General features: G+C 54.5%; 11 protein-coding genes. 1 reads left to right on the forward strand and 10 read right to left on the reverse strand.

Going from position 1 to position 11,959, the window contains the following annotated elements:
- The first annotated feature begins 3 nt into the window (after nt 1-3).
- Complete coding sequence (locus A8B84_RS01415; RefSeq protein ID WP_064228749.1) at nt 4-957, forward strand: sensor domain-containing diguanylate cyclase; 954 nt, start codon at nt 4-6, stop codon at nt 955-957.
- Between the two features lie 37 nt (nt 958-994).
- Here the strand turns inward: A8B84_RS01415 and A8B84_RS01420 are convergent, their stop codons facing one another.
- The 10 genes from A8B84_RS01420 to A8B84_RS01465 form a co-directional block, all read right to left on the reverse strand.
- Complete coding sequence (locus A8B84_RS01420) at nt 995-1,363, reverse strand: histone-like nucleoid-structuring protein, MvaT/MvaU family (RefSeq protein WP_062782058.1); 369 nt, start codon at nt 1,361-1,363, stop codon at nt 995-997.
- Between the two features lie 178 nt (nt 1,364-1,541).
- On the reverse strand, nt 1,542-2,804 hold the full coding sequence (tviB, locus tag A8B84_RS01425; RefSeq protein WP_064228748.1) for a Vi polysaccharide biosynthesis UDP-N-acetylglucosamine C-6 dehydrogenase TviB: 1,263 nt from the start codon (nt 2,802-2,804) through the stop codon (nt 1,542-1,544).
- 43 nt (nt 2,805-2,847) lie between these two features.
- Nucleotides 2,848-4,236: an MBL fold metallo-hydrolase gene (locus tag A8B84_RS01430; RefSeq protein WP_064228747.1), complete on the reverse strand. Its 1,389-nt coding sequence runs from the start codon at nt 4,234-4,236 to the stop codon at nt 2,848-2,850.
- Between the two features lie 70 nt (nt 4,237-4,306).
- A complete protein-coding gene (gene pseI / locus A8B84_RS01435; protein ID WP_064228746.1) occupies nt 4,307-5,359 on the reverse strand; it encodes a pseudaminic acid synthase in 1,053 nt (350 codons plus the stop codon).
- 18 nt (nt 5,360-5,377) lie between these two features.
- Nucleotides 5,378-5,884, reverse strand: coding sequence for a UDP-4-amino-4,6-dideoxy-N-acetyl-beta-L-altrosamine N-acetyltransferase (pseH, locus tag A8B84_RS01440; protein ID WP_227512761.1), 507 nt, complete (start codon nt 5,882-5,884; stop codon nt 5,378-5,380).
- Nucleotides 5,877-6,992 (reverse strand): UDP-2,4-diacetamido-2,4,6-trideoxy-beta-L-altropyranose hydrolase, encoded by a 1,116-nt coding sequence (pseG, locus tag A8B84_RS01445; RefSeq protein ID WP_064228744.1) that lies wholly within the window; start codon nt 6,990-6,992, stop codon nt 5,877-5,879. The genes pseH and pseG overlap by 8 nt, the downstream gene beginning before the upstream one ends.
- Nucleotides 6,985-7,686, reverse strand: a complete 702-nt coding sequence (gene pseF, locus A8B84_RS01450; RefSeq protein ID WP_064228743.1) for a pseudaminic acid cytidylyltransferase — start codon at nt 7,684-7,686, stop codon at nt 6,985-6,987. The genes pseG and pseF overlap by 8 nt, the downstream gene beginning before the upstream one ends.
- On the reverse strand, nt 7,683-8,843 hold the full coding sequence (gene pseC, locus A8B84_RS01455) for a UDP-4-amino-4,6-dideoxy-N-acetyl-beta-L-altrosamine transaminase (RefSeq protein ID WP_064229000.1): 1,161 nt from the start codon (nt 8,841-8,843) through the stop codon (nt 7,683-7,685). The genes pseF and pseC overlap by 4 nt, the downstream gene beginning before the upstream one ends.
- A gap of 3 nt (nt 8,844-8,846) precedes the next feature.
- The gene (gene pseB, locus A8B84_RS01460; RefSeq protein ID WP_064228742.1) at nt 8,847-9,845 is read right to left on the reverse strand and encodes a UDP-N-acetylglucosamine 4,6-dehydratase (inverting); all 999 of its coding nucleotides are present in this window, start codon (nt 9,843-9,845) and stop codon (nt 8,847-8,849) included.
- Nucleotides 9,846-9,989: 144 nt separating this feature from the next.
- On the reverse strand, nt 9,990-11,930 hold the full coding sequence (locus tag A8B84_RS01465) for a polysaccharide biosynthesis protein (RefSeq protein WP_064228741.1): 1,941 nt from the start codon (nt 11,928-11,930) through the stop codon (nt 9,990-9,992).
- Nucleotides 11,931-11,959: the final 29 nt, after the last annotated feature.

Here is an 11,959-nt window from a genome sequence, read left to right on the forward strand (position 1 = left end):
CTCATGGCCATAGAAGAATCTGAAGCCAACACCTTTCACTGGCTGATGGACATGCTGGAATCCGTGGAAGTGGGCCTGGTGGTGCTGGATCTGGATTTCAAAGTCGAAGTCTGGAACGGATTCATGGAAAACCACAGCGGCATCACTGCCAGCAAGATCCAGGGCCAGGTACTGTTTGATGTATTCCCGGATATCCCCCAAGCCTGGCTGACCCGCAAAGTGGACGCCGTAGCTTTGCTCAACACCAAAGCCTTTACCTCGTGGGAGCAACGCCCTTACCTGTTCCAGTTCCGCAATACCCGGCCCATCACCGGTACCGAAGAGTACATGTTCCAGAACCTGACCATCAGCCCGCTCTCCGGCACCAACGGGGAAGTCGAGAAAGTGTGCCTGATGGTGTACGACGTTACCGACATCGCCAGCAGTAAAATGGCTTTGGAACGGGCCAACGAACAATTGGCCAAACTTAGCATGACAGACCGCCTCACCGGCCTGCTCAACCGGGGCACCTGGGAAAACCTGGTGGATGCTGAATTCGAACGCTTCCGCCGCTACGGCCACACCACCAGCCTGGTAATGTTTGATATCGACCACTTCAAGCCGGTGAACGACACCCACGGCCACCTGGCCGGGGATGAAGTAATCAAACACACCGCCAGCATCACCCGCAATGCCATCCGCCAATCCGACAGCGCCGGCCGCTACGGTGGTGAGGAATTCGGCATCATACTGCCGGAAACCGATGCCGAGGGCGCACGCATCATCTGTGAGCGAATACGGGAAACCATCGAACAAAGCGTGGTGGAAACCAGCGTGGCACCGATCCGCTATACCATCAGCATTGGCATTGCCCAGTTAACGGAAGAGCCTGAGAACTATATGCAGTGGATGCAGAAGGCGGATGAGGCGCTGTACGCGGCGAAGGAAGGTGGTCGGAATCGGGTCGTGGTGGGTTAACAGCCCCTCTCCCTGAAAGGAGAAGGGCTAGCTGGCATCAGTCCTGCTGCCAGCTCTGCACGGCTTCCTTACCATGCTTCTGACGCCACTCGTTAAGCGTCTTGTGATTGCCACCACGGGTCTTGACCACTTCACCGGTGTGCGGGTTCTTGTAAGTCTTCATCGGGCGCTTCGGGCGACTGCCAGCCGTTGAATCGGTCTTGCCGCCGGCCACTGAGGGATCAATCGCAGAGAGAATCTGAAGTACATCCTTCGGCGACTTGTCATACTCCTTCATCAAGGCGCGAACCTTGTTTTCAAACTCCAGTTCACCTTTCAGAGCCTGGTCTTTTTCAAGCTGTTCCAGCTCTGCAGCAAGCTTTTCCATAAGCTGTTTTTTCTGGTAATAGTCGTTAATCTTTGCCATGGAATTAAAACCTTATTCAAATAGGGGTTTTAAAAACTTAATTGGAGTTGACCAAAAGTCAACCAAGATAATAATCAAATAAATGTGATCTGGCAAAATTATTTATTTACGAGCCTTTAATAAAAAAAGCCAGTCAAGTTGACCGGCTTTTAAATCACACTCTGTACAAATTTTGTACTTACAGCCTGAGATCCGCTTCACCCAACGGCAAAACCCCCTTCAGATCAAACAGAACACCATTGTCTTTCAAATAAGCTCGCAGCTCTTTTGAAGATTTGGCGGCATATTCACGATGGGGCACCGCAAGAAACAGCGCATCATAATCTCCGGATTTCGGTGACTCCACCAGAGAAATACCATATTCATGATCGGCTTCGGTATTATCCGCCCAGCAGTCCGTTACATCCACGGAACAGCCGAAATCCTCCAACTCCCGAATAACATCAATCACCCGGGTGTTCCGCAAATCCGGGCAGTTTTCCTTAAAGGTAAGACCCATTACCAGCACTTTTGATGATGCCACCGTATGCCCGGCTTTAATCATTGCCTTAACCAGTTCGGCTGCTGCATAGGGGCCCATATTGTCGTTTACCCGCCGGCCGGACAGAATAATTTCAGGATGGTAACCAATAGCCTGGGCTTTGTGAGTGAGATAATACGGGTCAACACCAATACAGTGGCCACCTACAAGACCGGGTTTAAATGGCAGGAAATTCCACTTTGTGCCCGCTGCAGCCAGCACTTCATGGGTATCAATTTTCAGACGCGAAAAAATCATCGAAAGCTCATTCATCAGCGCTATATTCAGATCACGCTGGGTGTTTTCGATAACCTTTGCCGCTTCTGCCACTTTGATGGAACTGGCTTTGTGAGTGCCTGCGGTAATAACACTGGCATAAAGCGCATCCACTTCATCGGCAATTTCCGGAGTGGAACCAGAAGTCACTTTCATGATGCTGGTTACCCGATGCTCTTTATCACCCGGATTTATTCGCTCAGGACTGTAACCGGCAAAGAAATCCTTGTTAAACGCAAGACCGGAGACTTTCTCCAGTACCGGCACGCAAACCTCTTCCGTGGCGCCGGGATATACCGTGGATTCGTAAATCACAATATCGCCCTGCTTCAAAACCTTGCCTACGGTTTCGCTGGCTTTTACCAGAGGGGTTAAATCCGGAGTTTTGAATTCATCAATCGGGGTAGGCACCGTGACAATATAAATCTGGCAATCGCGAATGCCTTCAAGATTATCGGTAAAAGACAAACCCGACGCGGCAGCCAATTCTTCCCGGGACACCTCACGGGTGAAATCAACGCCATCTTTCAGCTCGGCAATCCGTTTTTTATTGATATCGAAACCGACAATTTCCCGCTTTTCACCAAAGGCCGCGGCGAGAGGCAGCCCCACATAACCCAGACCAATAACTGCAATTTTCTTCATTTGAAATCCTTTCCCAGAAAGTATAGCCCGGCGATCATTCGCCCTACTCTGATGGAATAATTATGTCTGTACCAACCAGGGATTGAAAACACCTTTTCAACGCCAGTTTGGCGACCGAATCACCGTGGACAATTCGAATCTCACGGGGAGGTACAGGTATACCTGCTACAAACGCCACAAGATCCGATTGCCCCGCATGGGCCGAATAGCCCCCGACCTGATGAATCCGTGCCCGGATATCGTAGCGTTCATCATCCAACTCAACCCAGCCACCGCGATGCCCATAAGTAAGAATATCCCTTCCTGGCGTTCCTGCGGCCTGGTAGCCCACAAACAGCACATCGTTCCTTTTATCCCCCAGCATGGCCTTCAGGTAATTCACCACCCGGCCACCGGCGCACATACCGGAACCGGCCAGAACCACACAAGGGCGATGGGAGCGGGCCAGGTAATCCACCGCATTCAGGTGGTCTTCGTGGGAATTGATGACCGTGAGTTGCTCAAAAGAGAGCGGATGCCGGCCCTGGCGTACCAGGTCTGTGGCCTCAGCATCCCAGTAGGGCTTCAGGTCTCGGTAGATTCGGGTGAATTCCGCAACAAGGGGCGAATCCACAACGATTTCCAGATTGCTCCATAGCTCTCCGCCAAACTCATGAATCAGGCCCTCAATCTCATAAAGCAACTCCTGCGTCCGCCCAATACTGAACGCCGGCACCAACACCGTGCCGCCATCTTCCAAGGCGTGCTCGAGCACCGCCTTCAATCGATAGCGCCGCGTTTCCCGATCCTCATGGTCCTTATCCCCATAAGTACTCTCAATCACCAGCCGGTCCGCCCGCTCCGGGGATTGGGGCGCCGGCAGCAAGGGTGCATGGGGCGCCCCGAGGTCGCCACTGAACACAATCCGCTCTGCAACATCCCCCTCTACCACATCACACTCCACATAGGCCGAGCCCAGAATATGCCCGGCTCTCTGCAGCCGAACCGACAGCGAACAATCATCCTCAGCTAACAACGAATGCCACTGGCCATAAGGCACAGGCACCAGGCGGGAACGGATCAGCCCCAGAACCCGCTCAATCAGCTGCCGGTCGCGGGTGAAGCCGATTTTCAGGGCATCCTCCAGAATCTCCGGCAGCATAATGGCTGAAGGCTCGGAACAAATAATGGGCCCGTCGAAACCCGCAGCCAGTAAATAGGGAATGCGCCCCACGTGGTCGATATGCACGTGGGTGACCACCAGGGCCCGGATATGTTCGATGGGAAAATCAATAGAGAGATCGGAAGCGGAAGCGCCGCGGCCCTCGTCCTGGCCCTGGAACAGGCCGCAGTCTATGAGGATGCCGCTCTTCTGGGCCCCTTGACCAAGGGTAAGTTCGTGGCAGGAGCCGGTTACGCCAGAGGTGGCGCCGTGGTGAGATATTGAAATCATACTTGAACGTCCTTGTTAATAATTCTTAGCCCGGCCCAGTCCCCGGCCAGGTTTTCTATTCGTTTACCGGTTACCGAAAATCCGCTTCCCTGACCGGAGAGTTCCTGCTTATGTCATGCGTGGCTACCTTGCCAACAACGGCTTTCAGGTGCTTGGGCGCCAACCCGAAGCCCGGGCGAACACTCCGTACATCTTCGCCGGATATGACGTGCCCCGCCTTGATATCATTCACAAAGTACAGGGAACGGCGAAACAGCGCGTTACCCTGCTCGCTGGATTTTCGACCGTAATTCACCTCGCCAAGTGCCCTCCAGGCTGTCTTGCTATCCCGGCAAAGCGCTTTGAGATCGTCAGGCTCAAGGGAAAAACTGTCATCCGGACCACCGCCAGAACGGTCGAGCGTGAAGTGCTTTTCAATGATTGATGCACCCAGTACAACGCTGGCAATCGCCGTTGTATTGTCCAGGGTGTGATCCGAAAGCCCTGTTACCAAGCCGAAACGCTGCTGCATGTCCACAATGGTTCGCAGGTTATAGTCTTCCGCTGGAGCCGGGTAGCCACTTACACAGTGAAGAATCGCCAGCTGTTTACAGCCAGCTCCTCGCGCCGCATCAATGGCCTCCCGGATTTCTTCCGCATCCGCCATTCCGGTGGAAATGATCATCGGTTTACCAGTCCGGGCCACATACTCAATCAATGGCAGATCCACCGCCTCAAATGATGCGATCTTATAGGCTGGAGCGCCGAGTTCCTCAAGCAGATCAACGGCGGTGGTATCGAACGGCGAACTGAAAATCGTGATGCCCCGCTCCCGGGCTCGCTCAAATAGAGGCTTATGCCACTCCCAGGGCATGTGGGCCTCTTCATATAACTCGTAGAGGGTACGACCGTCCCAGAGCCCGCCTTTGATCTTGAAATCATCAGCATCGGAGTCCAGGGTGATGGTATCGGGACGGTAAGTCTGCAATTTTACCGCGTCTGCCCCGGCTTCGGCCGCTTCATCAATGATCTTCAGAGCCGTTTCAAGCTTGCCGTTATGATTGGCGGACAGCTCCGCAATTATGTAAGGCGTCTGAGATGATGAAATTTCACGACCGTCAATGACAACTTTTGCTTCACTCATAATCACGCCCTTAAACCTTTATTTCGCGTTTTTCCACTCGGCAGCCAAAAGGCCAAAACAGATAACGTCGTGATAACGCTCGCCATCGCAGTGTTGCTCTCTCAGGACACCTTCCCGGGTAAATCCAAGACGCTCATGGAAGCGGATTGATCGTTCGTTAAAACCGAGCGCCTGCCCGCAGAGTTTATGCAATTCCAGCTCTTCAAAGGCGTACCTCAAGGCAGCCTCACCAAGCGACCGCCCGGTTCCTGGCTCTGCATCCGGTGCCAGATAGAAGCCCCAGTCTGCAACCTGGGCACAGCGGGTCGAGGAGATATTAACGAAGCCGACAGGGGCCGAATCAACCTCGTAGATCAGCAGCCACACACCGGTGGCTTCACTGTTCCGGGCAAACCACTGCTCATGCTCTTCGGGGGAGATTTCATGGCTGGTGTACATAAACTGGCGCACATCGCGATGATTCCGCCAACTGAGAACCCGCGCCAGGTCCCCGGAGCGCATAAGTCTCAGCCGCCCACTACTCATCCGAAACCTCCCGGAGGGCATCAGCCACACGCTGCACACCAAGGCCATCACAGATTGCGGCAGCATTCTGACTCATCTCAAGCAACCTTCCGGGCGCGAATACTTCACGCATCGCCCTGGGCAATGTCTCTTCAATAGCGCCCGGCGACCCCAAACTGAGTGATGCGCCAGCCCGTTTCAGCGCCTCAGCGCCCGGCCGTTGGTTGTCTGCCATCACCACAAGCAAGCTGGGCAAACCAAGGCAGCAGCGTTCCCAGGCAGAGCCCCCAGCGGCACCAATGGCAAGATCTGCCTGGCTCATCAGCTCCGCCATGTTGCTGGCATTTACGACCACCCGTGTATCCAGACGCATTGATTCCGCTTGCTCTATCACCTCGTCGATATGAGGACAGGCGGCCCCAAGAACGACGGTAACCCGGCAAGAGGCAACAAACTCGATGCTATCCAATACCCTCAAAACATTGGCGGTAACATTAGCCGCATCCACGCCCCCCATACTAACAAGTATGTTCCCGGGCTCCCGGGTTTTCCTTTCTTCGAGAGACAGGGCACGTGCCCGTGAGAACTCGGGCCTGAGCAAAGCGTAATCAGAGCCAATCAGCCGCTTGGCGTGGCCCGGTACCAGACCATCGTAATCATGCAGTTCACGCCCAAGATTCTGGTCCAAAAGCACATCACTCTGATGCTTTCGGTCTGCAAGGTCATCAATAGCCATCAGGCGCCGGCAACAACCAACAACCTTAGACTCCCAGCGATGATCGAGTGCGTAGTGGTCTACTACCAGCCAGTCCAACTCGATGCCTTTCAATGCCTGCAGAGTGTCAGAGGCATCGGCTTCCCAACTCACTCCCAGCCAGCCGGTGTGGGGTGGCTCACTTTCAGAATGGCGAGCGCTTTGCTCCGCCCCGCCCGATGAAAGCATCAATACCTGATACCCCCTGCTGCGCACCGCGCCCTCCAGATTTCCCGGCTTCTGCCGCATTACGAAAAAACATCGGGCACCGGCTTCTGCCAGAGCGTCTGCAAGAGTGAGGCAGCGCATCACATGGCCAGACCCTATAAGCGTGGATGCATCTACCCGAAAAGCAACCGCGAGCGATTCAGCCATTGCGCGCCCGGGCTCTCAGCGCTTCAAACATATACTCGGCCGACTCCCAATCCTCATGGGTATCAACATCCTGAACACGGTAGCGGGGAATCGGGATTCCGATAGAGTCCCGCCCAAAGATCATCCGCTCCTCAAGCCAGGCTTCGGCGGTCCCCCAGTAAAACTGACCGGCATCATGCCAGGCTTCCTCCAGATCCTGGGATCGTGTTGCAAACTGCCCGGGATGCATCATCTCGACCCGGCCGCCATCGGCAAGGCGAAGTGCACGCTGAATAGGAAAAGCGTAGCTGGTCACAGAAAACGCGAAGCTGCAGCCCGCGGATTGAAGCCGCCTTTCGCCCTCTTGAATGTCCGCGGGCGTGATGAAAGGGGCCGTGGCATAGACACAGCATGCAAAATCAACAGCATGGCCGGCCTCCGCAAGCCACTCAACCGCATGTCGGATAACCGGAAGTGTTCCCGTGTAATCATCCGAAAGATGTACCGGACGCATGAAAGGAACGGTCGCTCCAAACTTCCTGGCTACTTCGGCGATCCTCTCGTCATCGGTTGAAATGATCACATCGTCAAAACAGCCACTCGCGCGGGCCGCCTCAATGGACCAGGCGATCATCGGTTTGCCGCAGAAATCCCGGATATTCTTGCCCGGAATCCGCTTGCTGCCTCCGCGGGCGGGAATTACCGCAACCTTCATACCGAAAGGGCCTGCTTCAGCGCTGCAACCACCGCGTCCTGCTGTTCAAACGTCAGGCCGTGGTACATGGGAATGCTGATCGCTTCGTTGTAATAGCGCATGGATTCCGGAAAATCATCGGGCGCGAACCCCATGGCCTCGTAGAAGGGCTGAGTATGGACGGGGATGTAATGCAGGTTTACACCGATTCCCTGCTCCCTGAGCGACTCGAATACCTCCCGGTGGCTGGCACGAATCTCTCCCAATTTCAGTCGGATCACGTAAAGGTGAAGGCCTGAATAGCTGTCCGGATGCTGCCATGGGCTCAGTACCGGCAAATCCGCCAACAGTTCATCGTATCGCCGGGCCAGTTCATGCCGACGCTTCACGAAGTCGTCCAGCCGTGCCATCTGGCTTACACCCAGGGCCGCCTGCAGCTCGGTCATACGGTAGTTAAAGCCCAGGTCCACCTGCTGATAGTACCAGGGGCCGTCTGGCTCGTGGGTCATGCGGGCAGGGTCCCGGGTTATGCCATGGCTACGGAGCATCTCCATACGCTGCGCCAGTTCAGCGTCATTGGTCACTGCCATGCCGCCTTCCGCAGTTGTCACAATTTTTACCGGATGGAAGCTGAACACCGTTATATCGCTGAACCGGCCGCTGCCAATAAACTCGCCCTGATACTTGCCACCAATGGCATGGGACGCATCCTCAACAATGCGAAAACCATAACGATCAGACAACGCCTTGATCCGTTCCATGTCGCAAGGCTGGCCACACAGGTGAACAGGCACAACCACCTTGGGCAGACGATCCTGCTCCCTGGCCTGTTCCAGCTTCCGCTCAAGCGCATCCGGGCAAAGATTGTAGGTGCGGGGGTCGATATCGACGAAATCCACCTTTGCGCCGCAATAAAGGCCACAATTTGCCGAGGCCACAAACGTGACCGGCGAAGTCCACAGCCAGTCCCCTTCTTCCAGGTCAAGAGCCGCGCAGGCAACGTGCAAGGCCGACGTTGCGCTGTTAACAGCCACGCCAAACTTCGCACCAACATGGCTGGCCACCGTGTTCTCAAACTCTGGAACTTTCGGGCCCTGGGTCAGGAAGTCCGATTTGAGAACTTCAACAACGGCATCAATGTCTTCTTGCGTGATTTCCTGGCGCCCGTAAGGAATCATCAATCAGATACTCCCGATTTTTTCCCGGTTGGCATCAATCCAGGCCTGCAGATCTTCTTGGGACATCCATTCTGTGTTGTTGTCACTTGAATAAACAAATCCTTCAGGCACTTTCTTGCCGTCCTTGATGCGCGCAGCATCGGCGCTCCAGTCATGAATGGCTGGCAGAATCTTGAAGTGCTCCGGGTACTCATAGGTGTAATAGGAATCCTCGGCACCAATCATCTGCTCATGCAGCTTCTCGCCGGGGCGGATGCCAACGATCTCGTGTTTGGCTTCCGGAGCGACCACCCGTGCAAGATCGGTCACCTTCATGGAAGGGATTTTCTTCACGTAGATTTCCCCACCTTCCATATCCTCAAAGGCGTGCCACACCAGCTCCACACCCTCTTCCAACGAAATCATAAAGCGGGTCATGCGCTCGTCGGTAATGGGCAACACGCCCTGGTCCTTAACCGACATGAAAAACGGAATAACCGACCCACGGGATCCCATTACATTGCCATAGCGCACGACCGCAAAGCGTGTCTCATGGCCACCCGCGTAGGAATTGCCAGAAACGAACAATTTGTCTGAGGCCAGCTTGGTAGCGCCATACAGATTGATCGGGCTGCTGGCTTTATCTGTTGAAAGAGCCACAACACGCTTCACGCCTTTATCGATACAGGCATCGATCAGGTTCATGGCGCCATTGATATTGGTCTTGATGCACTCGAAGGGATTGTATTCCGCGGTTGGAACAATCTTGGTGGCTGCGGCATGCACCACGTAATCGACCCCATCCAGCGCCCGGTAAAGGCGATCTTTGTCGCGCACGTCGCCGATGAAAAAGCGAACGCGGTGATCGCCGGCAAACTTCTTGGCCATCTCCCACTGCTTCATTTCATCCCGGGAGAAAATGATCACTTTTCTGGGATTGAAACGCTCGAGGAGCATGGGGACGAAGGTATGGCCGAAGGAGCCTGTACCGCCGGTGATCAGTATGGAGCTGTTTTCAAACATCGGGTGTCAGGTGCCTCTGGTCTTTGTAGTTCGGCGCAAATGGTCAGCCAAAAGTATCCCTGCATGATAGAAGAAAAAAGGGGCAAGATCTTCCCGATCCGCCCCTTCTTTAAAAACCTCACCGGCCTTACCGAACAAATCGTTTCAGGCCGGGAAGCGCCTTATCTTATCGGACTCTTGAGAAGCCACAGTTAACTGTCGATCACCATTGCACCATACCAGATCCGCCACATCCCCATTGGGGGCAAACCCCGTCGGTGCCGTTTTAAGGATTTGAATGATCTCCTGACAATCAAAGTCATGACTTGCCCGCATCAGACGGTTGAGCGTTTGTTCCACCTCATCCCAGGGCATCGAGACCTCCCTTGCCATCATGATCCGGGGGTGAGCCGTACCCTGCGGGTTGTCGCCAATCAACAACTCCTCATAGAGCTTTTCACCGGGCCGCAGCCCGGAGAATACAATTTCGATATCCCCATCCGGCCGATCGTCTGTTTTCTCCATCAACCCCATCAGGTGAATCATTTTCCGGGCCAGGTCGGCAATTTTTACGGGCTCGCCCATATCCAGAACGAACACTTCGCCACCCTGCCCCATGCTGCCAGCCTGAAGGACAAGCTGGCTGGCCTCAGGAATGGTCATGAAGTAACGGATAATATCCGGGTGCGTCACGGTAACTGGCCCGCCATCGCGAATCTGATCCCTGAACAGAGGGACAACAGAGCCGGAAGAGCCGAGCACGTTGCCAAACCGCACCATGGAAAAGATAGTGTCTGACTGCCGCTGAGCCAGGCCCTGGAGCACAAGCTCAGCAAGACGCTTACTGGCACCCATCACATTAGTGGGACGCACCGCTTTGTCGGTGGAGATCAACACAAAGCGCTTCACCCCGGCCGCAATGGCCGCTTCCGCAACGTGAAAGGTGCCAAACACATTATTCTGAATACCTTCGATAACATTGTGTTCAACCAGAGGCACATGCTTGTAAGCTGCGGCGTGGTATACGGTTTCTACGCCAAAACTCCGCATCGCGGTCTCACAACGCCGACGGTGGGTAACACTGCCCAGCAACGGGTGGATTTCTACCCCAAGTGCCTCAATCTGATTGATCGCCTGAAGCTCGCGCTCAATGGCGTAAAGAGAAAACTCAGACTGTTCAAAAAGCACCAATTTGGAAGGACGGTGCTGAATGATCTGGCGGCACAACTCGGAACCTATTGAGCCACCAGCCCCGGTTACCATTACTGCGCGCTCATACAGGCTGGTAGCGACCTGTGCATTGTCTGGCTGCACGGGGTCCCGACCCAACAAATCCTCAAGCTCCAGATCCCGGATATCATTGATGCGTGCCTGGCCCGCTACCAGTTCGGACATGGTTGGAACGGTCTGCACCGGAATGGCGAGCGGCTCCAGCTTTTTCAGCAAGCGCTTACGGTCAATACCAGAATCGGCATCCAGAGCCAGCAACAAACGCTTGATACGATGCTCCCTCACCACACGCTCGATGTGACTGATGTCGTAAACCGGGATTCCATTAATCAAGGCCCGGTGGTTTGCTTTCAGCAACGTGATAAAAGCCGCAGGATGATATTCGGTGCCTTGATCCAGCGCGTTCGCAAGTTGCAGGCCGGTCTCGCCTGCACCAACAATCGCCACAAACTGCTTGTTGCGATGCCGAGGACGATTCACCAGCATACGGACCGTCATTCTGGTTCCGCTTACAAAGATAAAAGCCAGCGCCCCGTAAATGATAGGCACGGAACGAGGAACCTGTACCTCAAGCCAATATCCCAACAAGATCAAGGTGATCGACGAAATCACCACCCCGGTTATCACCGTGATAAAGGCCCTGTCACTCAGATAGCGAATGACCGCGCGATAGAGACCCAGCTTTATGAACACGGCAATCGTGAAGACAACCGTTAACCCAGAGACAATAAGCTGCCCCTGATCAGGCACCCAGAACTGCTGCTCCAGGCGCAGCGAAAACGCCGCCCACAAAGCAAAAAACAGAACCGCCACATCAGCAAAAACCGACACCAGCCGCTTGTGGACCCGAGATAAATTCAGGAATTTTTCAAACATGGTGTTCCTTTACCAGAAAAGATGATCGC

Origin of the sequence: Marinobacter sp. EhC06 (assembly GCF_001650915.1) — a bacterium.
Taxonomy (GTDB): domain Bacteria; phylum Pseudomonadota; class Gammaproteobacteria; order Pseudomonadales; family Oleiphilaceae; genus Marinobacter.

Coding starts and splice junctions, on each gene's coding strand:
- pseH (WP_227512761.1), bottom strand. CDS start 5,884: ATGAGTAGTGGGCGGCTGAGACTTATGCGCTCCGGGGACCTGGCGCGG.
- A8B84_RS01430 (WP_064228747.1), bottom strand. CDS start 4,236: ATGATTTCAATATCTCACCACGGCGCCACCTCTGGCGTAACCGGCTCC.
- pseI (WP_064228746.1), bottom strand. CDS start 5,359: ATGAGTGAAGCAAAAGTTGTCATTGACGGTCGTGAAATTTCATCATCT.
- pseF (WP_064228743.1), bottom strand. CDS start 7,686: ATGAAGGTTGCGGTAATTCCCGCCCGCGGAGGCAGCAAGCGGATTCCG.
- pseB (WP_064228742.1), bottom strand. CDS start 9,845: ATGTTTGAAAACAGCTCCATACTGATCACCGGCGGTACAGGCTCCTTC.
- A8B84_RS01420 (WP_062782058.1), bottom strand. CDS start 1,363: ATGGCAAAGATTAACGACTATTACCAGAAAAAACAGCTTATGGAAAAG.
- tviB (WP_064228748.1), bottom strand. CDS start 2,804: ATGAAGAAAATTGCAGTTATTGGTCTGGGTTATGTGGGGCTGCCTCTC.
- pseC (WP_064229000.1), bottom strand. CDS start 8,843: ATGATTCCTTACGGGCGCCAGGAAATCACGCAAGAAGACATTGATGCC.
- A8B84_RS01465 (WP_064228741.1), bottom strand. CDS start 11,930: ATGTTTGAAAAATTCCTGAATTTATCTCGGGTCCACAAGCGGCTGGTG.
- pseG (WP_064228744.1), bottom strand. CDS start 6,992: ATGGCTGAATCGCTCGCGGTTGCTTTTCGGGTAGATGCATCCACGCTT.
- A8B84_RS01415 (WP_064228749.1), top strand. CDS start 4: ATGGCCATAGAAGAATCTGAAGCCAACACCTTTCACTGGCTGATGGAC.